This window comes from Lysobacter sp. CA196, assembly GCF_052078695.1.
GTDB lineage: Bacteria > Pseudomonadota > Gammaproteobacteria > Xanthomonadales > Xanthomonadaceae > Lysobacter.
In genome coordinates, this window is the sequence record NZ_JBQJIN010000002.1 from 16,465 (window position 1) to 38,600 (window position 22,136).

The following is a 22,136-nucleotide window of genomic DNA, read 5'->3' on the forward strand; positions in this document are numbered from 1 at the left end:
GTCGGTTAATCGGCCGCCGGCTCGGCGGCGGCGCCGTCGAGCAGGCCGGCCAGGAACTCGAGCGGGTGCTGGACCGGGATCGCGGTGCCGCCGCCCAGGTGCAGGCGGCAGCCGATGTTGGCGCTGAGCAACAGCGTGGCACCGCTGTGCGCGAGTTGTTCGAGCAAGGGCGCGCGGTACTCGGCCGCGCGCGCCGGGTCGGTCAGCATCTGGCTGCCGGCGGCGCCGCAGCAGCCGTAGCCGGCGTCGAGTTCGACTACCTGCAGCGCCGGCACCCGCGCCAACAAGCGCCGCAAGGCCGGGGCCGACTTGACCACGTTGCGCTGGGTGCACGGCAGGTGCACGGCGACACGCTGTAGCGAGGGGCGGAAGCGCAGGCCGGCGCCGGCCTGGTCGAGGTAGGCGATGGCGTCCACCACCTGCGTTTGCGGAGCCAGCGCATGCGCCAGTGCGGTGTGGCAGCCGCTGGCCAGGCTCAGGACGGTGGCATGGCCGGAAAAGGCGCTGCGGTTGGCCTGGGCCAGGTCCAGGGCCGCGGCAGCATTGCCGGCGTGCTCATGCAGGGCGCCACAGCAGCCTTGACCGGCGACCGGGTCGAGTGCGACGCCCAGCGAGGCGCACAGGCGCACCGTGGCGGCGCGCAGGGCGCTCTCGTAAGAACCGGCCACGCAGCCCACGAACAACCCGGCGCGGGTCTGTGCGGCCGCCTGGGGGCGCGCTGCCGGCATCGGCAGCCGTCGCGGCGGGCGCGGCAACGAACGCCAGGCCTCGGGCAGCCAGGGGTGGCCGATCCGGTACAGCGACAGGGCCGCGGCCAGCCAGCGCGGCCGTGCCGCCAGGCCTTCGATCAGGCGCTGGCGCCAGGCCGGCGGTCGGCGATCGCTCTGGCGGGTGCGGGCCAGGACCAGCAATCGGCCATAATCCACGCCCGCCGGGCACACCGACTCGCAACTGCGGCAACCGAGGCAGTGATCGAGGTGGGCGTCGGAGGTGGGGGTCGGAGGGATGCTGTCCAGGGCCCAGGCCCGGGCCAGGGCGATGCGCCCGCGCGGGGACTCGGCTTCGAGCCGGTCGCGGCCGTAGGTGGGGCAGGAAGGCAGGCACAGCCCGCATTGCACGCAGCGGTCGGCCAGAGCCACCAGGGGATCGGCGGAGGGCGGGCGACGGTCGTGCGGCATGACCATCGATGCTAGCACGGGCCCAACCCAGGCTTGCACGATCCCGGGCGGCCCGCTATCATTCCGCCTCTTTCGTTCCGTCATCACAACGCGAGGCGACGTTCCGACGCCCTTCCCGCACCGGGAAACGGCGGAACCAGCCCGACCACTGTGCCTACATAAAGAGTTGTCATGAAGACTTTTACCGCCAAGAACGAGACCGTCCAGCGCGACTGGTACGTCGTCGACGCGTCGGGCAAAACGCTCGGCCGCTTGTGCTCCGAACTCGCGCGTCGTCTGCGCGGCAAGCACAAGCCCGTCTATACCCCTCACGTCGATACCGGCGATTACCTGGTGGTGATCAACGCCGAGAAGATCGCCGTCACCGGCAACAAGCTGCAGGACAAGATGTACTACCGGTTCACCGGTTACGTCGGCAACCTGAAGAGCGAGACGCTGGGCCAGGCGCTCGAGCGCCACCCGGAACGCGTCATCGAGATCGGTGTCAAGGGCATGCTGCCGAAGAATCCGCTCGGCCGCGCCATGTATCGCAAGCTCAAGGTCTACAAGGGCTCCGAGCATCCGCATACCGCCCAGCAGCCGCAGCCGCTCGACATCTAAGGTAAAGACCATGGCTATCCAGCAGAATTACGGCACCGGCCGCCGCAAGTCTTCCACCGCTCGCGTGTTCCTGCGCAAGGGCGACGGCAAGATCACCATCAATCAGCGTACGATCGAAGAGTTCTTCGGCCGCGAAACCGCGCGCATGATCGTCCGCCAGCCGCTCGAGCTGACCCAGTCGACCGACAAGTTCGACGTCAATGTGACGGTCGCCGGCGGCGGCATCACCGGCCAGGCCGGCGCGATCCGTCTCGGCATCGCCCGCGCGCTGGTCGAGTACGACGAAACCCTGAAGGGCGAACTGCGCAAGGCAGGCTTCATGACCCGCGACGCCCGTGAAGTCGAGCGTAAGAAGGTCGGTCTGCACAAGGCTCGCCGCGCAACGCAGTTCTCGAAGCGCTAATAGTTCTTTTTTCGCGTCGCGTTTTTGCGTTAATATCGGTTCCATAGCCCCGTCGCCAAGCGGTAAGGCACCTGACTCTGACTCAGGCATTCGGTGGTTCGAATCCATCCGGGGCTGCCATACCCAAGTCCGATTCCTGCTTAACGGCTCGAATCGGCGACCTGAAACCCGCCGCAAGGCGGGTTTCTTGTTTTTATCGAAGATGAGCCCGCCGCAAGGCGGATTTCTTGTTCGTGGGGTACGGACCCGCCATCAGGCGGGTTTCTTGTTTCTGTGGCCCGCACCGCCTCCCATGGCAGTGCCGCCAATCCGCGTTTTTAGTCCGCGCCCAAGACCCTGATCAGGCTGATCTCATCGTGCAGCGGGATGCCATGCCGCCCCAGCAGGGGGATGGCCGGGTCGGCCTCGCGTTCCAGGTCGATCGCGCCGGCGGCGAGGCGATGCAGGCGGAAGCCGCGGAGCTGATAGAAACGCAGCGCATCGAGGTTGTCGTTGGTGGTGCGGGTCAGCAGCCGGCCCAGTCCGAGCGCCCGTGCGCGTTCGGCGGCGAGTTCGAGCAGGTGCGTGCCCAGGCCGGCCTGGGCTTGTACCGCGTCGAGGGTGACGATTTCCGACTGCAGGGCATCGTCGAGCAGGGTGATCAGGCCGGCGATCGCGCCGTCCGCATCCAGAGCGACGAAGCCCGGCAGGGCGGCGGCGTCGATCGCGCGGCCGTCGAGCATGATCGTCGGGCCGCCCCAGCGCAGGTCGAGGAAGGCGCGGATGGGGTGGCGGTCGCTGGTGTCGATGGCGCGGGCAGTCGGCATGGCGTCTGGGCGTAAGGGGCGCAGCGCGCCACTGTAGCGCCGGTGCGGGCGTAGATCGTGGCCGATGGCGGGCACAGCCTGTGCGCGAACCCGTCGCAGCGCAGGCGCCGCGGTACGCTGCCGGCCGTCGCGACTGATCGCAGCTGTGACCGCCTGGTCTCCGCAGTTCGCGCTACTCGGCTACCATCCGCGGCGCAGGGGCGGCGAAAGCCGCGTTGCGGAGCGCACATGAGCGAGGATCTGACTCGATTGCTGCATGACTGGCGCGGCGGCGACGTCGTTTCGCGCGATCAGCTGTTCGCCCTGGTCTACGACACCTTGCGCGGCATGGCCGCCGCACGCCTGGGCGCGCGCAACGGCCATCGCACCCTGCAGCCCACCTCGCTCGTCAACGAGGCCTTGATCCGCCTGATCGGCGGCGAGGTCGAGTGGCAGGACCGCGCCCACTTCTATGCGCTCGCGGCGCTGAAGATGCGTGCGGTGCTGGTCGACCAGGCGCGCGCGCAGGCGGCGGCCAAGCGCGGCGCGCGTCCGGTGATGCTGACCTTGTCGCATGCCGACCTGCACGGCGGGCAGACGGTCGGTTTCGACGTGCTGGCCCTGCACGATGCGCTCGAACGCCTGGCCGAGCGCGATCCGCGTTCGGCGCGGGCGGTGGAAATGGCCTATTTCGGCGGCATGGAGCAGAGCGAGATCGCCTGCGTGCTGGAAGTCTCGGTGCCGACCGTCGAACGCGACCTGCGTTTCGCCCGCGCCTGGCTCGGTCAGCAATTGCGCTGAGCGAGCGGACGCGACAGGAGGCGACATGGAAACCCAGCGTTGGCACGACCTGCGCCGATTGTTCGATGCGGTATGCGAGCTGCCGGCCGAGCGCTGGTCCGAAGCCTTGCACGCGATCAGCGACGACCCCGCGCTGATCGCCGAAGCCATGCAGTTGCTCGGCGCGCAGACCGAGCACTTCGATCGTGCGCTACAGCCGCTGAGCGATCTGGTCGCGGGCCTGCCCGACAGCGAACTGCAGGCCGGCGACCGCCTGGGCGCCTGGGTCCTGATCGAACGCGTGGCGAGCGGCGGCATGGGCACGGTGTTCGTCGCCGAGCGCGCCGACGGTCTGTTCCGCCAGCAGGTGGCGATCAAACTGCTGCGCGGCAGCGGCTTCAACCAGGCCGAATTCGCCCGCCGCTTGGCGGTGGAGCGGCAGTTGTTGGCCGAACTGCAGCACCCCAACATCGCTCGCCTCTACGACGGCGGCACCACGCCGAGCGGGCAGCCTTATCTGGTCATGGAGTACGTGCTCGGCCGCGATCTGGACGAATACTGCGAGCAGCGCCAGCCCGATCTGCGCCAGCGCCTGCAGTTGTTCCAGCGCATCTGCGCGGCGGTGCAGAGCGCGCACCAGCGTCTGATCGTGCATTGCGACCTCAAGCCCGGCAACGTGATGGTGCAGGACGACGGCGAGCCGGTCCTGCTAGATTTCGGCATCGCCCAGGTGCTCGACCACCAGGCCGGCGACGACAACGCCTCCTACGGCAGCTTCTGCACCCCGGCCTATGCGAGCCCGGAATTGCTCGGCGGCGCGCGGGTCAGCGTGGTCAGCGACGTGTTCGCGCTCGGGGTGTTGCTGACCGAATTGCTGGCTTGCCGTTCGATCGAACGCGGGCTGGGCGATCGCGACGTCGCGGTGCCGCTGCCGAGCGAATGGGCCGGGCCGGATTGCCCTTGGCGCGAGCGCCTGCGCGGCGACCTGGATGCGATCGCCGCACGCGCCTGTGCGCTGGATCCGCGGCAGCGCTATTCCTCGGTCGAAGCGCTGTCGCAGGACATCGGCCGCCATCTCGCCTGGCGCCCGGTATCGGCGCGCGCACCGACGCTGCCTTACCGCTTCGGCCGTTACCTGCGCCGGCACTGGCGCGAGACCGCGGCGGCGGCGCTGGTGCTGTCGCTGGCCGGCGGCTTCGTCTGGCGGGTCACCGCCGAGCGCGCGCGCGCCGAGCGCGAGGCCTCGGTGGCGCGCGAGGTCAGCGATTTCCTGGTCTCGGCCTTCGATGCCGCCGACCCGCGCATGCGCGGCGCGCAGGCCGGGCAGGACCTGAGCGCGCGGCAGGTGCTCGACGCTTCGGCCGCGCGCATCGAACAAGGGCTCGACGACACCCCGGCGATCCGCGCGCGCCTGCGCGCGGTGCTCGGCCGCGCCTACCGCAATCTCGGCCAGCCGCAGCGCGCCGAAGCATTGCTCGACCAGGCCGCGCGCGAGTTCCTCGACCCGGCGGTGGACCGGCCCGACCAGGCCGCGCAGGCGCTCGCCGATCTGTCGCGTTCGCTCAGCGATCGCCAGTACGGCGCCCAGGCCGTCGCCGCCGCGCGCCGCTCGCTGGCCCTGCGCGAGCGCGACGGCGACCCGCGAGGCCTCGCCGATGCCTACGACACCCTCGGCCTGGCCCAGGTGGCCGACAGTCAGTACGCGCAGGCCGAACGCAGTTTCGAGCGCTCGCAGCAATTGCGCAGCGAACGCGGCCTGCGCCAGTCGCCCGACGAGCGCGCGGCGATGCTCGCTCGCCTCGCCCAGCTCTACCGGCGCCGCGGCGAACTCAAGCGCGCCGAGCAGACCTATCGCGACGCGCTCGAGATCAACCGCGAGACGGGCAGCGACCCGGTCGCCACCCAGGTCAACCAGTTCGGCCTGGCCAGCGTGCTGTTCGGCCAGGGGCGGGTCGCCGAAACCCGCCGCGAGCTGGTCGAGAACCTGAGCCTGGCGCGCGACCTGTACGGCGAGCAGAGCGACATGGTCGCCAACATCCACGTCGATCTGGCTAATGCGACCCAGGACCTCGGCGACTACCGGCAGGCCGGCGAACACTATCGCGCCGCGCTGGAGATCATGGCCGTGGTCGCCGGCGAGCGCAGCCTCGATTACGCCCGGATCCTCAACAACTACGCGGCCCTGGCGCTGGAGCGCGGCGATCTGGCCGAGTCCGAGCGTCGCCTGCGTCAGGCCTTGTCGATCCGTCGCGAGCATCTGGGGCCGGACGAGCGCCGGGTATTGCGCACCGAGAACGGCCTCGGCCTGGTGCTCGCGCGCGCCGGCCGCAGCGAGGAGGCGCGGCCGCTGGTCGAGCGCTCGGCGAGTGTGTGGCGCCAACGCTACGGCGAGGATCACGCCGGCCTGTTGATGGTGGCGTTGACCCGGGTCGAATGGCTGATGAGCCGCGACCGCCTCGACGAAGCCGAGGCCGAACTGGCGGCGATCGATCTGGGTCGCGGCGAGTACAACGCCTTCATGCTGGCGCGGATTCCCGGGCTGCAAGCCGAGCTGGCGCAACGCCGCGGGCGCTGGGACGAAGCCGCGCGGGCCTGGGCCAACGCGATCGAAGACAGTCGCGCCGCTTACGGTGCGCAGCAGGTCAAGACCGCGCGCTTGCGCGTGCCTTACGCTGAGGTGTTGCTGGCGCGCGGCGATGCGCGCGCGGCGACCGCGCAGTTGCAACTGGCCGAGACGGTGTTGCGGCGCGAGATGTCCAGCGAATCGGAACTGCTGCGGCGCTTGCAGGCGGCGAAGCTGGGCGCGCCGCGGGTGCAGGTGGCGGCGCGCTGAGCGGGGGTTGCGCAAAAAACACGCCGCCCGAAGGCGGCGTGTCGGTTCGTTACGGTGGTTACGGCCGCGAGGGGTGGCCGATGCGGTCCTCGCCGATCACTCGACCGCTTGCACGTCGACCAGGCGCAGGCCCTTGGTCGCGTACTTCTCGGCCGACTGGTATAGCGTCTGGTAGCTCTTGACCGCTTCCAGCGCATAGCCGCCGGAACCGGCGCGGAACACGCCGACATAGTTGCGCACGCCGTCCTCGACGAAGCTGTCGACATCGATCAGACGCAGGCCGTTGTCGCTGAGTTCGTCCCACTTGCTGGTGAACGCGGCCCAGCTGTTGGAGCGCCACAGGGCGTGGTTATCGGTGCCTTCGCGGTACACGCCGACGAACTGGCGCTGGCCGTTGCCGATGTCGAAGCTTTCCATGTCGATCAGGCGCAGGCCCAGGCCCTTGGCGATCTCGCGTTGATTGGCGAAGGCGCTGAAGCCGGTGTGGCTCCACAGGCCGGCGTTGCCGTTGCCGGCGCGGAACACGCCGACGTAGTGGCGCTTGCCGCCGCTCAGGTAGGTGGTCAGGTCGAGCAGGCGCTGGCCGTCGTCGGACAGTTCCTTCCACTTGGCGGTGAAGTCGTCCCAGTTGTCGAAGTTGTACAGGGCGCCGGCGCCGCTGCCGCGCTTGTACACGCCGACGAAATGGCGGTCGCCGTTCTCGACGTAGTTCTCGACCTGTTCGAGGCGGAACCCGTCGGCCGACAGCTCCGACCACTTCTGGGTGAACGCGGTCCAGCTTGGACGATTGACCCGCAGCTCGATCTCGCTGCTGGCCTTCCACACGCCGAGGAAGGTCTTGGCGTCGGTCTCGGCGGCATCGAAGGGATAAGCCGTGCTCGAGGGATAGACCAGGCTGTAGGGATGCGGCGCGGAGTGGTTGCTCAGCGGGGTCCAGTCGGTCGGGTCCATGCTGTTGGCGCCGGCCATGGCCTTGGCTTCGCCCCAGGTCAGGCTCTGGATCTGGGCGAAGGTCATCGGCCGCGGACGCAGGTCGTTGCCGTCGCAGGGTGTGCTGGTGCTTTCCTGGGTGACGTGGACGTGCACGTGCGGGCCGCTGGACTTGCCCGAGTAACCGACCTTGCCCAGGTATTGGCCCTGCTTGATGGTCGCGCCCGGCACCAGCAGTTCGGCCGGGATCGAGCCTGGCTGCATGTGCGCATACAGAGCGATCTCGTCGCCGCTCTTGATCTTGAGGAAGTTGCCGCCGGCCGAGTACTGGCCGGTGCTCGGTGCGGTCGGTTCGGGTTCGATCTCCTTGCTGACGCGCGGGTAGTTCTTCCATTCCGGCAAATCGTTGAGCGCGCTGCAGACGATGCCGTCGGCCATCGCGTACAGCGGCAGGCCATAGGCGCGCTGGCCTTCGGCCTTGTTCGGATCGGCGCCCGGACGCTTGGCGTCCCAGGTGGTGCCGGTCCAGCCGGTCACACTGGTGTCGAGGCCGAAGGCTTGGCTGCCGCCGGGGTGGTTGCTCGAGGTCTGCCAGGCTTCGTTGGCGCGCAGGTCGGTGACCTTGCCCGGGTAGCGCAGCGGGCCGTTGACGTTGGTGGCGCGCGCGAACGACAGGTTCTTGATCACCGGGTTGCGGAAGCCCTGCACGTAGACCGCGACCTTGACCGTGCTCGGGTAGGGCGCAGTGATCACGATCGGGTACGAGGACGGCACCTTCGGCGCGTCCGGATCGGCATTGAAGTAATTGCACTTGCAGTTCTGGAAGGCATAGGTCTTGCCCGGGTCGATCTGCACCGGGGCAAGGAAGTTGGACGCGAGCTGGTCGAGGATCTCGACCTTGGTGATGGTCAGCGGCACGGCATCGTCGTTGCGGATGCCCATGCGCAGGGACACGCGGCCTTGCTTGGCGCCGCCGACCTGGGCCGGGCCGATCGCTTCGAACACGACCCGGCCGTCCTTGATCGGATTGACCACGTCGATGGTGAGGGCCTGGGCATGGACGCCGGCGCTGGCGCCGAACCACAGGGCGAGGGCGGCGGGCAGGGCGCGCAGGACGAGAGCGGATTGCGATTTCATGATGGAACTCCGAAGGCATGATTGAGGAATCACGCGGTCGCAGAGGGCCATGCCCTCAACTCGCTGGCGCCAGGGGAATCGTCGACTCCCTGTTCCGGCTCCAACTGGCTGGGCCTGCCCCGGCGAACCCGGGCGTGACCACGCCGCGCTTAACTCAACAAACCGGCAAAGGGCGGCCGGACCCATCACGGCCGCGAAACTTTTTTTCGGGGTAGGCTGCCGGGGCTCGAAACGGCGCCCGCGGACCCCGGGGCGCGCCCCTCGCGGCAGGCGATCCGGTCGGCCCGAATGGGCCCGGCCGCCGCCGGGCGGTGATTACCGGCGCGCGAGTGGTTACAATTGAAACCATCGCGCTGCGGCGCCCTGCATCGACATCGAGGCCTGGATGAAACTCGGATCCCTGAAGGAAGGCGGCCGCGACGGCACGCTGATCGTCGTCTCGCGCGACCTGACCCGCGCCGTGCGCGCCACCGGCATCGCCGACACCCTGCAGCGCGCGCTGGAGGACTGGTCGAATACAGCGCCGCGCCTCAACGCCCTGTCGGACGCGCTCAACGAGGGCCGCGCCACGGATTCCTTCGAGGTCGATTTCGCCGCCCTGGCCGCGCCCCTGCCGCGCGCCTACGAATTCGTCGACGGCAGCGCCTACCTGCCGCACGTCGAGCGCGTCCGCCGCGCCCGCGGCGCCGAGGTGCCGGAAAGCTTCTACGTCGATCCGCTGATGTACCAGGCGGTCAGCGCCGGTTTCTACGGCCCGCGCGATCCGGTGCGGGTGGTCAGCGAGGACTACGGCATCGACCTGGAAGCCGAGGTCGTGATCGTCACCGACGACGTGCCGATGGCCGCCACGCCCGAGGACGCCGCCGGGCATATCCAGCTGATCGGCCTGGTCAACGACGTATCGCTGCGCAACCTGATCCCGAACGAGCTCGCCAAAGGCTTCGGCTTCCTGCAGTCCAAGCCGCGCTCGGCGCTGAGCCCGGTGTTCGTCACCCCCGACGAGCTCGGCCCGGCCTGGATCGACAGCAAGGTCCTCCGCCCGCTGCTGACCCACATCAACGGCGCATGGTTCGGCGCGCCCGAAGCCGGCATCGACATGCAGTTCAATTTCGCCCAGCTCGTCGCCCACGCCGCCAAGACCCGGCCGCTGTCGGCCGGGACCATCGTCGGCTCCGGCACCGTGGCCAACGAAGACACCAGCCTGGGCGCGTCGTGCTTCGCCGAGAAGCGCACCGTCGAGACGCTGGAGCACGGCAAGCCGTCGACGCCTTTCATGAAGTTCGGCGACACCGTGCGCATCGAGATGCTCGACGCCGAAGGCCGCAGCATCTTCGGCGCGATCGAGCAGCGCATGGAACGTCCTTCCGCCTGACGGCAGCGGCGCGTACGACGAGAGGTCGTCCGACGGCACGGCGCAACCGGTAAGGTTTGCGTCCTGCCGATCGGGCAAGGCAATCGAGGCGCATCGGGTGAGCGAACAATTACGGTTGTATTCGTACTGGCGTTCCAGCGCCTCGTACCGGGTGCGCATCGGCCTGAACCTCAAGGGCCTGGACTACGAGATCGTGCCGGTCCACCTGGTCCGCGACGGCGGCGAACAACACGCCGCCGCCTATCGCGAACTCAACCCGCAGGGCCTGGTGCCGGTGCTGCAGCACGGCCAGCGCAACCTGACCCAGTCGATCGCGATACTGGAATACCTCGACGAGACCTGGCCGCGTCCGAACCTGCTGCCGACGACCGCGCGAGAGCGCCAGCGGGTGCGTGCGATCGCCCAGACCATCGCCTGCGAAATCCACCCACTCAACAACCTGCGCGTGCTGAAGTACCTCGACGGCACCTGGAACGTGCCGCAGCCCGAGCGCGACGGCTGGGTCAAACACTGGATTTCCGAGGGTTTCAAGGCGCTCGAGACGATGCTGATCGAGGACGAGGCCACCGGCACGTTCTGCGTCGGCGATCTGCCCGGGCTGGCCGATTGCTGCCTGGTGCCGCAGCTCTACAACGCGCGCCGTTTCGGCGTGCCGCTCGAGGATTTCCCGACCCTGCTGCGGATCGAAGCGGCTTGCCTGGCCTTGCCGGAGTTCGATGCGGCGCGTCCGGAGAACCAGCCGGACTGCCCGCCGGCCTGAAGCCGGCGCCGCGGCCCGAGCGGTCGCGCTGTTTCCAAGCCCCACGAAAAAGCCGGCCGTCTCGCGACGGCCGGCTTTGCATTGCGTGCTGCGTCCCGCGTCAGTGCTGCGCGGCGGTCGCGTCGTACATGTCCGCGTAGGGGTCGTGCTCGCCGGTGCCGCCTTCGGACAGGCGGAACTTCAGCGCCAGGCCGTCGCGCGAGTCGGCGGCCTTGAGCGCCTCCTCCATCTCGATCCGGCCCTCCTTGTAGAGGCGGAACAGGCACTGGTCGAACGACTCCATGCCTTCTTCGAGCGACTCTTCCATCGCCTGCTTGATCTCGTGGACCTGGCCGCGGCGCATCAGATCGCGCACGTGCGGGGTGTTGATGAGGATTTCCGCGGCCGGCAGGCGGCGCCCGTCGACGCCGATCACCAGGCGCTGCGACACCACCGCCTTGAGGTTCAGGGCCAGGTTCATCAACACGTTCTTGTGCGCGGCCTCGGGGAAGAAGTTGAGGATGCGCTCCAGGGTCTGGTCGGCGTTGTTCGAGTGCAGCGTCGCCAGGCACAGATGGCCGGTTTCGGCGAAGGCGATCGCCGCCTCCATGGTGGTGGCGTCGAGGATTTCGCCGATCAGGATCACGTCCGGCGCTTCGCGCATCGCGTTCTTCAGCGCGTTGTGGAAGGCGTGGGTGTCCAGGCCGACCTCGCGCTGGTTCACGATCGACTTCTTGTGCTTGTGCAGGTACTCGATCGGGTCCTCGATGGTGAGGATATGCCCGGCGGTACTGCTGTTGCGGTGGTCGATCATCGAGGCCAGCGTGGTCGACTTGCCCGAGCCGGTCGAACCGACGATCAGGACCAGGCCGCGCGGCGCCATGATGATCTGCTTGAGCACCTGCGGCAGCTGCAGCTCTTCGATGCTCGGAATGATGCTGCGGATGGCGCGGATGACCATGCCGACTTCGCCGCGCTGCTTGAAAACGTTGATGCGGAAACGGCCGGCGTCGGGCAGGGCTAGCGCCATGTTCAACTCCAGGTCACGCTCGAACAGCGGCACCTGGCCCTCGTCCATCAACGAATAGGCGATCTTCTTGACCATGCCCGGGGGCAGACCGGTATTGCCGAGCGGGTACAGTCGACCCTCGACCTTGATGTACACCGGCGCGCCAGTCGTCAGGAACATATCCGACGCGTTTTTTTCCGTCATCAGCTTCAGGAAATAGCCGATGTCCATGCATTCACACCCCTTGTTGACGGCGCGCGCCGTTGCAAGCACGCTGCCGGCTTCCGACAATGTCCGTGCGACATCCCTTCCGTACGGCGCTCCCCAATGACCGCAAGCTTCGCACAAATTCGATTGCCGCTGCTGGCCGCAGTTCTCGCTTCCGGGCTGGCCGGCTGCGCCTCCACGCCTCCGCCGACCGGGGAACTGTCCGCCGCGCAGCAGGCGGTCATGCGCGCGGCCGACGCCGACGCCGACCAATATGCGCCGCAGGACCTCAATGCCGCGCGTACCGCGCTGAGCGCGGCCCAGGCCGCGCTGTCGCAGGGCAAGGACGAGGACGCACGGCGCATGGCGCTCGCGGCCGCGGCCGAGGCCGACCTGGCCTATGCCCACAGCCGCGAGACCCTGACCCAGGCCGAACTCAACCAGCGCAGGACCGAGATCGCAGAATTGCGCAGTCGCCTGCAGGGAGGCGACCGATGAGCGCGCGTCTTCGCGTTATGCGCCTGTTGGCGCTCGCGGCCCTGTCCGTGGCCTGCGGCCTGGCTTTCGCCGCGCCTGCCGACGACCCCGAGGTCGCCCGGCTCGCCCAGCGCGTCACCGCGATCGAGGCCAATCCGGACGCTGCCGCGTTCGGCGCCTTCGAGCGCCTGCGCGCTCGCCAGGCGATCGATGCGGTGCGCCAGGCCCGCAGCCGCGACCGCCTGTGGGCCCTGCGCATCGCCGATCGCCGGGTCGAGACCGCCGAGGTCGTGACCCGGACCCAGCTGGCCCAGCGCGAGGTCGACCGCCTCGACCGCGAGCGCAGCGAGCTGTTGGTCGAAGCCAGCCGTCGCGACGCCGATCGCGCCCGCGCCGAGGCCGAACGCCTGCGCGTGCAGGCCCAGATCCAGGCCGAGGAGGCCGAGCGCCTGCGCCAGGCCGCCGACCAGGAAGCACTGGCGCGCCAGGAGGCCGAGGGCCTGCTCGACAACGTCGCCAACCAGCAGGCGTCCAAGCTGCGCGCCGCGCGCGAACGCGACGCCGAGCTGGCGCGCAAGGAAGCCGAGCTGCTCGGCCAGTCCTCGACCCCGCCGAAGCCGTCCAAGCCGAAGCCGAAGAAGAAGTAAGCCGACCAGATCGTGCCGGGGTAGGCCCCGAATGCCGCGTCGCCATCGCGGCGCCGCGAGACCGCATGCCCGTCCGCCCCGCGCCTTGCCGTATCGGGCGGCTGCGCTTCCGACGAACGGTGCAGGCCGGGGCAGCATTTCCACCGCGGCCCTGTCCATGGCTGTTCATGTTGGCGGGTCCGGCAGTGAATTTCAGATAAAACAATGATTTACAGATGGGTTGGGCGCCTGGCGCTCAGTCTGTCCGCACCCTGAAAACGGTTGCAGGCGCCCTTGCCCGATCCCGGGCACAGGAGTAGGGTCAGATACCCAAGCGGTTCTTCGACCGCTTGGCGAAGAGCCAGGCCGATGACCGATACGCCCTTTCCGCAGGACCCCGCCGCCGCACATCTGCATGCGGCCGGGTTGCGTGAAGTGGACGCCGCACCGCGCCTGATGATCCTCACGGTCCCCCGCAACGCCCTGGTCTGACGGCCGGGGCGTTTGCATTCGTGCTGAAGGAGGCTTTCATGTTCGAAGAACAACCGCAGCCTGAAATCGACGCGCTCATCAAGAGCAATCCGGAATTCAAACAGCTCTACCAGCGCCACAAAGACCTCGACAAAAAGGTCATGGACGCCGAACTCGGCGTACTGCCGATCGACGACACCACCCTGGGGCAGATGAAGCGCGAGAAGCTGGCTGCGAAGGACCGCTTGACCCAGTTGTACGACCAACAGCATTGATCCAGGCGGCATCGGCGCGACGCCGGTGCGGCGCCCGTCGGCAAGGAGCTTGCCGGCGTTGATCGTATGGACCCCGACCCGCCTGCGGTCGGCGGCTCCAGGTCTAGCGCGGGCGGTGGCGGCCATCCTCGTCGGTCGCCACCGCTCGCGGCTACCGAATCCTTCGAAACCCTGATCCTGCGAAACCGGATCTTCGAAACCTGATCTTCGAAACCGGATCTTCGAAACCTGATCTCCCTAAACCTGATCCCGTCTCGCACGGTCGAGGCGCGAACCCTGCGCGCGAAACGTGGCCGCCGTCGACGACCCGCGCCCCCGATCCGATCCGAACGCGTCCACGCCGCAGCGCAGTCCGCCGAGGCCTCGCTAGAATGGCCGGGTCCGCCGCATGGTCGCGGCCTACAGGATTCGCATGGCCATTCATTTCTCCGTACTCGAACTCATCGGCCAGACCCCGATCGTCAAGGCCCAGCGCCTCGATACCGGCGTCTGCGAGCTGTACCTCAAGCTCGAATCGCAGAACCCCGGCGGTTCGATCAAGGACCGCATCGGCCTGTCGATGATCGAAGCGGCCGAGAAGGCCGGCAAGATCAAGCCCGGCGACACCCTGGTCGAAGGCACCGCCGGCAACACCGGCATCGGCCTGGCCCTGGTCGCCCAGCAGAAGGGCTACAAGCTGCTGTTGGTGGTCCCCGACAAGATGAGCCGCGAGAAGATCTTCAACCTCAAGGCGATGGGCGCCCAGGTCGTGCTGACCCGTTCGGACGTGGCCAAGGGCCACCCGGACTACTACCAGGACCTCGCCGAGCGCATCGCCCGCGAGACGCCCGGGGCCTACTTCATCAACCAGTTCGGCAACCCCGACAACCCGGCCGCGCACGAATTCGGCACCGGCCCGGAAATCCTCGAACAGATGGGCGGCGAACTCGACGCCATCGTCTTCGGCTGCGGCAGCTCCGGCACCATGACCGGCCTGTCGCGCGCCTTCGCCAAGCTCTCGCCCAAGACCGAGCTGGTCCTGGCCGACCCGGTCGGCTCGATCCTCGAGGAATACATCAACCGCGGCACCTTGTCGGACAAGTCGGCGAGTTGGTTGGTCGAGGGCATCGGCGAGGATTTCCTGCCGCCGATCTCCGACTTCACCCGGGTCAAGAAGGCCTATGCGATCAGCGACAAGGAAAGCTTCCTGACCGCGCGCGCCCTGCTTGAGAAAGAGGGCATCCTCGGCGGCTCCTCGACCGGCACCCTGCTGGCGGCGGCGCTCAAGTACTGCCAGGAGCAGACCGAGCCCAAGAAGGTGCTGGTGTTCGTCTGCGACACCGGCAACAAGTACCTGTCGAAGATGTACAACGACTACTGGATGCTCGACAACGGCTTCATCCAGCGCGAACAGCACGGCGACCTGCGCGACCTGATCCTGCGCCCGTACTCGCAGCGCGACACCGTGGTGGTGGGGCCGGGCGACCTGCTGGTCACCGCCTACCAACGCATGAAGTTGTACGACGTCTCGCAGCTGCCGGTGATGGACGGCGAGCACATCGTCGGGATAGTCGATGAAAGCGATGTGTTGCTGCACGTGTACGGCGACGAGTCGCGCTTCCGCGACCCGGTCTCGACCGCCATGGTCAGCAAGCTCGACAAGATCCCGGTCGGCCAGCCGATCGAATCGCTGCTGCCGGTGTTCGATCGCGGCCACGTCGCCATCGTCGTCGACGGCGAGCGCTTCCTGGGCCTGATCACCCGCATCGACCTGCTCAACTTCCTGCGTCGCCGCGTGCAGTAAGCGCCAAGGCCTTCCGCCCGCACGCCGGGCGGAGGTCGTCCGGCCGGTTTTTGGGGGGCGGAGCGGCGCGAGCCGCGACCCCTGTCGGGTGAGGCGAAAGCACACTCGAAGGGGTTGGCTCGGCTGCGGCTCGGCTCAGGCCGCTCCCGTCCACCGGTGGGCGCATCCGCCCAGATACCGGTGAAACGCGCATTCAGCTTGTGCCGGCGCGCCTCGGGGCCGCCGTCGGTGCCAGGCCGCCCATCTGCATATCCCGCCTGCATCCGACCTGAAGTGAGGCGGCGTCGCGGCGGCCGGTCGCAGCGGCAATGTTAGAATTCCCGGTTGCGCCAATGAGCGGAATCGGAAGCATTCAATGAGCCAACAGCAGCCGGAAGACGGGGCCCGCAAGTTCGGCCTGGGTACCCTCGCGATCCATGCCGGTCAGTCGCCCGACCCGAGCACGGGCGCGGTGATGCCGCCGATCTATGCGACCTCGACCTATGCCCAGAGCAGCCCCGGCCAGCACCAGGGCTTCGAGTACTCGCGCAGCCACAACCCGACCCGCTTCGCCTACGAGCGCTGCATCGCCGGCCTCGAAGGCGGCAGCCACGGCTACGCGTTCGCCTCCGGCCTGGCCGCGACCTCGACCATCCTCGAGCTGTTCGATGCCGGCAGCCACGTCATCGCGATGGACGACGTCTACGGCGGCACCTACCGCCTGTTCGAGCGCGTCCGCCGCCGTTCCGCCGGCCTGGATTTCAGCTGGGTCGACCTCAGCGACGTCGCCGCGTTCGAAGCCGCGATCCGTCCCGAGACCAAGCTGGTCTGGATCGAGACCCCGACCAACCCATTGCTGAAGCTGGTCGACATCGCCGCCATCGCCGCGATCGCGCGCAAGCGCGGGCTGGTGGTGGTGGTCGACAACACCTTCTCCTCGCCGATCCTGCAGCGCCCGCTCGAACTCGGCGCGCACATCGTCATGCACTCGGCGACCAAGTACCTCAACGGCCACTCCGACATCGTCGGCGGCATCGCCGTGGTCGGCGACGACGCCGACCTCGCCGAGCGCATGACCTTCCTGCAGAACGCGGTCGGCGCCGTCCAGGGCCCGTTCGACAGCTTCCTCGCCCTGCGCGGCCTGAAGACCCTGCATCTGCGCATGAAGGCCCACTGCGAGAACGCGCAGGCGCTGGCCGAATGGCTGCAGACCCACCCGGCGGTCGAGAAGGTGATCTACCCGGGCCTCGAATCGCACCCGCAGCACGAGCTCGCCAAGCGGCAGATGCACGGCTTCGGCGGCATGGTCAGCATTTACGTCAAGGGCGGCCTCGACGGCGCGCGCCGGATGATGGAGCGCTGCGAACTGTTCACCATCGCCGAATCGCTCGGCGGCGTGGAAAGCCTGGTCAACCACCCGGCCATGATGACCCACGCCTCGATTCCGCCGGACCGCCGCACCGCGCTGGGCATCACCGACAACCTGGTGCGCCTGAGCGTGGGCGTGGAGGACGGTGTCGATTTGATCGCGGATTTGAACAAGGGGTTGAGCCCGTGAAGGTTGCCAGTAGCGTTTGGGAGGATCTCCGCAAAGGGTTCTTCAATGTAGATCTGTGGTGGATGTTGGCTACACAGGACATTCGTCAGCGATATCGCAGATCGATGATCGGCCCGTTCTGGATCACCATCACCATGATTGTGGTGATCGCCGGTTTGGGGCCGCTGTATGCACGGCTGTTCAATATGGCGGCTGCAGATTACGTGCCGAATCTTGCCGCAGGCTTGATCGCTTGGTCGCTGATTTCCGGAGGCTTGACCGAGGCCTCGAACGCCTTCATCAGTTCAGAGAATCTGATCAAATCGACGGGCGCGCCGCTAACAGTGCACGTGCTGCGAGCGACGACCCGCAGTTTGCTGCTGTTCGCACACAACCTTGCGGCGCTGATTCCATTCCTGTTGATCTATCAAGTCAATCCGGGGTGGGAGCTGTTGCTGCTGCCGATCGGGTTGTTGATATTGACCGTTTTCATTGTTTCTTCTGGCTATTTGCTCGGTACCTTCTGCGCGCGTTTTCGCGATATGCAGCAGATAATCTTGAACATACTTCAGTTCGCGTTCTTTCTCACGCCCATCATCTGGAAGCCCGGAGCGCTTAGCGGTCGGGTAATGATCGTCGAGGCGAATCCGTTCTTCTGGTTGATCGAGATTATTCGCGCGCCGATGCTCGGCTATGCCGCAAAGCCGCTCTATTACTTCAATGCGATAGCTTTGACCACGGTCGTAACCGTGGTCGGTCTTTTCATGTTCGCGCGGTTTCGCCGTCGCGTTGCGTACTGGGTCTAATTCATGGCGAAGATTTCAGTCACCAATTGCACCCTCGACTATCCGCTTTATGGAGTGTCGAGCCGATCCCTGAAGAAGATGGTCATCAATGCCGCTACAGGCGGCAGAATCGCCGCCAACTCGAAAGACATCACTGTCGTTCGGGCGCTGAACGAAATTAATCTTGAAGCTTCTCCCGGTGATCGCGTCGGCCTGTGGGGGCATAACGGCTCGGGTAAGACGACGCTTTTGCGGGCGCTCGCCGGAATTTATTCCCCTAGCGAGGGGGCGATCGAGATTTCCGGCTCGATCGCGAGCCTGATCGATCCCGCGATGGGTTTCGAGCAAGACGCTTCGGGGCATGAGAATATTACCCTGCGAGGGCTGCTGCACGGTATGAGCCGCCAGCAGATAGAGAGTTTGCGCGACGATATTGCCGAATTTTCCGGGTTGGGCGATTATCTGGATCTTCCGGTCCGGGTATATTCGAGCGGCATGCAAATGCGTCTGGCATTTTCCATCGTTACGGCGGTGGCCGCTGACATCATTCTGATGGACGAGTGGTTGAGCGTCGGCGATGCCGAGTTTTCAGCCAAGGCCGAAAAGCGGCTAAAAAATCTAATAGACAATGCCAAGATCATCGTCCTGGCGTCGCATAATCTTGATCTGATACGCAGCGTGTGCAATCGAGTGATCACGCTGGAGCACGGAAAGATCGTCTCTGAAGAGTTTTCGGCAGCGCAGTAGTCGCGTTTGGGGGTTTTGGTGAAGATAAGGATTGAGCCGTACTACGACTGCCGCGCTATCGGGCAGGAATCAGATGGGATTTGGGAAAGCCTTTCCGCCGACCCGCAATTTCTCATCAGGCCCAGAGGCGGCGGATGCTTCCCATCCGGGGCGTGCCGCTTCGTCTTCGAGACCAAGGTTGGTAGTTCCAAATGGATCGACCCTGCCATGTACTTCGATCTCGGCGAAGGCATCGGCGAGGCCGGCAAACTGATGCTCCATCCGGAGCCCCGGCCTCCGGGGGATCTGGTGTCGTTCCTCGTCAACATTCCGCCGAATGCAAGGGCGATTCGTTTCGATCCGACCTGTGCGGCCGGCATTTTTGCGCTCAAGCCCGTGGTCAACATGCAACGGTTTTGGTTGGTGTTGAGCGCCGCACGTAAGCTAGCCGGGGTATGGCGCGAGCAAGGTATAATGGCGCTTGCCAATCGCGTGATTGGGAATCAACGGGACGTCCAGAGTCTGGCCGGTCGGTCGATACAGGATGCTTCGGCCTTCCAGCGGCAAATGGTAGAAGTACTGACCAAGCGCGATCGTGAGTTTATCGCGGCACCCGCACTGCAAGCCGCACCGGATGTGGGCGTCAGGTTGGTGGCGTACTACCTGCCGCAATTCCACCCCATTCCCGAGAACGATCGATGGTGGGGCAAGGGTTTCACCGAATGGACCAATGTCGGCAAGGCTATGCCGATGTTCGAAGGCCATTGTCAGCCGCGTTTGCCCGGCGAACTTGGCTACTACGACTTGCGCAATCCGCAAATCATGCGCGACCAGGCCAAGCTGGCCAAGCAGCATGGTATCGAGGCGTTCTGCTTCCACTACTACTGGTTCGACGGACATCGTCTGCTGGAGTCGCCGGTCGAGGCCTTTCTCAAGGATCCTTCGATCGATATCGGTTTTTGTCTGTGCTGGGCCAACGAGAACTGGAGCCGTCGTTGGGACGGTTCCGAACAGGACGTGTTGATCGCCCAGAATCATTCGCCCGAGGACGACATTGCGATCATCGACGATCTCATTCGGGCATTTCGCGATCCGCGCTATCTGCGCGTCGATGGCAAACCTGTAATGATCATTTATCGCGCCGCTATCCTTCCGGATGTTAAGGAAACCTTGATGCGTTGGCGCCAACGCTGCATCGAACAAGGTGTCGGCGAGATCCACATGGTCGCGGCCCAGAGCTTCGGCCTCAAAGATCCTACTTCGCTGGGCTTCGATGCGGGTGTGGAGTTTCCACCGCATGGCGTACAGGTGTCTGAGAAGCAGGGCGGCTACGAACATTTCGATGAGGATTCGAAAGTCACCATCTATGACTATCGGGACGTCGTAGCGACCGAGTCGGTGCGGACCTATCCCGACTATCGGCTTTATCGTTGCGCTATGCCGGGTTGGGACAACACGGCTCGTAAGGGCAAACGCGCTCACATTTTTGCCGAATCCAGCCCCAAGGATTTCCGAAAATGGTTGAATGCCTTGATCGACCAGAGTGTGCGCCAAGCGCCGCCCGGCGAGCGTATGGTCTTCATCAATGCGTGGAACGAGTGGGCCGAGGGCGCGTTCCTTGAGCCAGATCGCCGTTATGGCTACGCAAATCTCATGGTGTGCCACAATGCCCTGACTCGTATCGAGAAGGTCGCCCGGCCTAAGATCAGCGTCATCATGCCGACTTACAAGCATGAGCGGTATGTCGAGCAGGCTATCCGCAGTGTGTTGGATCAAAGCTTCGACGATTTCGAGTTGCTCGTGATCGACGACTGTTCTCCGGATGGGACCTATCAGGTCGCCGAGAAGGTCCTCGCCGAATTCGATGCGTCCGGCAAGGCGCGTCTGTATCGCATGCCGATTAATGCTGATGCCTTCAACGTGATCAACTTCGGTATCGCGAATTCAAGCGGAGAGTACATCGCGATAATTAACTCCGACGATGCATGGCCGGCCAATCGCTTGGCCACGCTGATCAGCGCAATGGAGAAGGAAAAATCGGGGCTGGCGTTCGGTCGCGTGACGGTAATCGATCAGGACGGCGGAGAACTGTCCGAAGATCATCCGGTGGCCGCAGAAGTGTATCGTCGACAAGAAGAGTGTTTCGAGTCGTCGGATCCGCTCATGGTCCATTTGCTCAAGTACAACGTATGCGTAACAACGGGTAACTTGGTATTCACCAGGGCGTTGTTCAATAAATTGGGCGGTTTCTCCCAGCTAAGGCTCTGTCACGATTGGGATTTCGTGCTCAGGGCCAGCTTTCATACTCCGCTGTTGATGGTGGACCTGCCGGGTTACTTCTACCGGATGCATACCAGCAACACGTTCTCCGCTTCGACTCATCTGTCCGAGCCGGAAACCGAAACGCTTCTGAAGGGATTTTTCAAAGAGTTCAGGCGGCATCCTCAGTATCCGTTGCTTCGGAAGAATACCTCGTTCCGCGAGCTGATGATGTCTGACCAATATCGCTGTTACTACGATCTGTCCAACGACGACTAAGCGGAGAATAGTGTGAAGCCATCGGATTTTTACGAAGCGGCGCGTGGCACCAGCATCGATGAGTGGTATCAGGCGTTGATCGGCTCAGTCTCCGATAGGGACTGGAACGGGTTCCAGTTGCCGGGTTTTCCGCCCGACGAGATTCAGGCGGGCTTCGTCGGCTCCTCCAACGAACATGCCTTGACCGAAGCATCGGTGTTCTATCGGGTCATGCACGAGCATATGACCAAACACGGAGTGACGCTGGGCGACAGCGACAACGTGCTCGACTTCGGCTGCGGTTGGGGGCGCTACATGCGCTACTTCTATCGCGACCTGCCTTGGGATCGCTTGTATGGAATCGACCCCTGGTTCGACGCGATCGAAATCTGCAAGCGCACTGGAGTGTACGGCCAGCTGATCAAATGCAATCTGCTGCCACCGACGCCCCTGCGCGATGGGATGTTCAAATTGATCTTCGCCTATTCGGTCTTCTCGCATCTCAGCCCGAAGGCTGCCAATGCATGGATCGCGGAATTCGCGCGCATCGTCGCTCCCGGCGGGCTGTTGGTACTGACTACGCAAGGCAGGACTTTCATCGACTTTTGCGAGTCCCTGCGAGCTGCTCCTCCAGCGACAGAGTGGCATCGGGGTCTGCAGCAATCCTTCGTGGATGCGGACAAGGCCCGGAAGGAGTACGACGAAGGGCAGTATCTGTATCAGCCCAGTAGCGGCGGACCGGAGCTTCCCGGTGAGACCTATGGCGAAGCGATCATTCCAGAAGGTTATGTGAGGGCGCACTGGTCCAAGTACTTCGAAGTCTTGGACTATATCGACGACAGAAATTATCTGCCGCAGGCTGTAATGGTTCTGAGGGCGCGCTACTGACCTCCGCGACTTTCGTGCCGAAAGTCGGCTTGTGGCCGAGGGGGCGAGGCGTGGCGAAAGGGATTGCCTTACCAGGTATGAGGTCTCAGTCGCAGAATC

20 protein-coding genes and 1 tRNA gene are annotated in these 22,136 nt (G+C 65.6%); 17 read left to right on the top strand and 4 right to left on the bottom strand.

Annotated elements, in window-relative coordinates; genetic code table 11:
- Positions 1–5: 5 nt before the first annotated feature.
- On the bottom strand, positions 6–1,178 hold the full coding sequence (locus ACTOWK_RS02770) for a (Fe-S)-binding protein (RefSeq protein WP_441328675.1): 1,173 nt from the start codon (positions 1,176–1,178) through the stop codon (positions 6–8).
- 171 nt (positions 1,179–1,349) lie between these two features.
- Between ACTOWK_RS02770 and rplM the strand changes: the two genes are divergently transcribed.
- The 3 genes from rplM (at position 1,350) to ACTOWK_RS02785 (ending at position 2,301) form a co-directional block, all read left to right on the top strand.
- Positions 1,350–1,778, top strand: coding sequence for a 50S ribosomal protein L13 (gene rplM / locus ACTOWK_RS02775; RefSeq protein WP_031371496.1), 429 nt, complete (start codon positions 1,350–1,352; stop codon positions 1,776–1,778).
- A 10-nt stretch (positions 1,779–1,788) separates the two neighbouring features.
- Positions 1,789–2,181: a 30S ribosomal protein S9 gene (gene rpsI / locus ACTOWK_RS02780; RefSeq protein WP_031371497.1), complete on the top strand. Its 393-nt coding sequence runs from the start codon at positions 1,789–1,791 to the stop codon at positions 2,179–2,181.
- A gap of 45 nt (positions 2,182–2,226) precedes the next feature.
- Positions 2,227–2,301, top strand: a tRNA-Gln gene (locus ACTOWK_RS02785).
- 197 nt (positions 2,302–2,498) lie between these two features.
- On the opposite strand, the gene ACTOWK_RS02790 is transcribed toward ACTOWK_RS02785, so the two are convergent.
- On the bottom strand, positions 2,499–2,987 hold the full coding sequence (locus ACTOWK_RS02790) for a GNAT family N-acetyltransferase (RefSeq protein ID WP_441328676.1): 489 nt from the start codon (positions 2,985–2,987) through the stop codon (positions 2,499–2,501).
- A 228-nt stretch (positions 2,988–3,215) separates the two neighbouring features.
- On the opposite strand from ACTOWK_RS02790, the gene ACTOWK_RS02795 reads away from it, so the two are divergent.
- On the top strand, positions 3,216–3,767 hold the full coding sequence (locus ACTOWK_RS02795; RefSeq protein ID WP_441328677.1) for an ECF-type sigma factor: 552 nt from the start codon (positions 3,216–3,218) through the stop codon (positions 3,765–3,767).
- Positions 3,768–3,792: 25 nt separating this feature from the next.
- Complete coding sequence (locus tag ACTOWK_RS02800; protein WP_441328678.1) at positions 3,793–6,579, top strand: tetratricopeptide repeat protein; 2,787 nt, start codon at positions 3,793–3,795, stop codon at positions 6,577–6,579.
- Positions 6,580–6,675: 96 nt separating this feature from the next.
- Here ACTOWK_RS02800 and ACTOWK_RS02805 read toward each other — a convergent pair whose 3' ends face one another.
- A complete protein-coding gene (locus tag ACTOWK_RS02805; RefSeq protein ID WP_441328679.1) occupies positions 6,676–8,646 on the bottom strand; it encodes a M23 family metallopeptidase in 1,971 nt (656 codons plus the stop codon).
- Between the two features lie 385 nt (positions 8,647–9,031).
- Here ACTOWK_RS02805 and ACTOWK_RS02810 point away from each other — a divergent pair, with 385 nt between their 5' ends.
- The gene (locus ACTOWK_RS02810) at positions 9,032–10,018 is read left to right on the top strand and encodes a fumarylacetoacetate hydrolase family protein (RefSeq protein ID WP_441328680.1); all 987 of its coding nucleotides are present in this window, start codon (positions 9,032–9,034) and stop codon (positions 10,016–10,018) included.
- A 97-nt stretch (positions 10,019–10,115) separates the two neighbouring features.
- Positions 10,116–10,778: a maleylacetoacetate isomerase gene (maiA, locus tag ACTOWK_RS02815; protein WP_441328681.1), complete on the top strand. Its 663-nt coding sequence runs from the start codon at positions 10,116–10,118 to the stop codon at positions 10,776–10,778.
- 100 nt (positions 10,779–10,878) lie between these two features.
- On the opposite strand, the gene ACTOWK_RS02820 is transcribed toward maiA, so the two are convergent.
- Positions 10,879–11,997: a PilT/PilU family type 4a pilus ATPase gene (locus ACTOWK_RS02820; protein ID WP_408952583.1), complete on the bottom strand. Its 1,119-nt coding sequence runs from the start codon at positions 11,995–11,997 to the stop codon at positions 10,879–10,881.
- A gap of 96 nt (positions 11,998–12,093) precedes the next feature.
- On the opposite strand from ACTOWK_RS02820, the gene ACTOWK_RS02825 reads away from it, so the two are divergent.
- From ACTOWK_RS02825 to ACTOWK_RS02870, 10 genes are all read left to right on the top strand, one after another.
- Positions 12,094–12,471 (top strand): DUF4398 domain-containing protein, encoded by a 378-nt coding sequence (locus ACTOWK_RS02825; protein ID WP_441328682.1) that lies wholly within the window; start codon positions 12,094–12,096, stop codon positions 12,469–12,471.
- Complete coding sequence (locus ACTOWK_RS02830; protein WP_441328683.1) at positions 12,468–13,097, top strand: hypothetical protein; 630 nt, start codon at positions 12,468–12,470, stop codon at positions 13,095–13,097. Before ACTOWK_RS02825 ends, ACTOWK_RS02830 begins: the two co-directional genes overlap by 4 nt.
- 348 nt (positions 13,098–13,445) lie before the next feature.
- Positions 13,446–13,568 carry a hypothetical protein gene (locus tag ACTOWK_RS02835; RefSeq protein ID WP_255610692.1) on the top strand — a complete coding sequence of 41 codons (123 nt, stop codon included), beginning with the start codon at positions 13,446–13,448 and terminating at the stop codon, positions 13,566–13,568.
- Between the two features lie 38 nt (positions 13,569–13,606).
- Complete coding sequence (locus ACTOWK_RS02840) at positions 13,607–13,822, top strand: YdcH family protein (protein WP_435394425.1); 216 nt, start codon at positions 13,607–13,609, stop codon at positions 13,820–13,822.
- A gap of 412 nt (positions 13,823–14,234) precedes the next feature.
- Positions 14,235–15,605, top strand: a complete 1,371-nt coding sequence (locus ACTOWK_RS02845) for a pyridoxal-phosphate dependent enzyme (protein WP_441328684.1) — start codon at positions 14,235–14,237, stop codon at positions 15,603–15,605.
- A 355-nt stretch (positions 15,606–15,960) separates the two neighbouring features.
- Positions 15,961–17,142, top strand: a complete 1,182-nt coding sequence (locus tag ACTOWK_RS02850; protein WP_441328685.1) for a cystathionine gamma-synthase — start codon at positions 15,961–15,963, stop codon at positions 17,140–17,142.
- Positions 17,139–17,927, top strand: a complete 789-nt coding sequence (locus tag ACTOWK_RS02855) for an ABC transporter permease (RefSeq protein ID WP_441328686.1) — start codon at positions 17,139–17,141, stop codon at positions 17,925–17,927. Before ACTOWK_RS02850 ends, ACTOWK_RS02855 begins: the two co-directional genes overlap by 4 nt.
- A gap of 3 nt (positions 17,928–17,930) precedes the next feature.
- Positions 17,931–18,653, top strand: coding sequence for an ABC transporter ATP-binding protein (locus ACTOWK_RS02860; protein WP_441328687.1), 723 nt, complete (start codon positions 17,931–17,933; stop codon positions 18,651–18,653).
- Positions 18,654–18,671: 18 nt separating this feature from the next.
- Positions 18,672–21,170 carry a glycoside hydrolase family 99-like domain-containing protein gene (locus tag ACTOWK_RS02865; protein ID WP_441328688.1) on the top strand — a complete coding sequence of 833 codons (2,499 nt, stop codon included), beginning with the start codon at positions 18,672–18,674 and terminating at the stop codon, positions 21,168–21,170.
- Positions 21,171–21,182: 12 nt separating this feature from the next.
- Positions 21,183–22,037, top strand: a complete 855-nt coding sequence (locus ACTOWK_RS02870; RefSeq protein WP_441328689.1) for a class I SAM-dependent methyltransferase — start codon at positions 21,183–21,185, stop codon at positions 22,035–22,037.
- Positions 22,038–22,136 lie beyond the last annotated feature (99 nt).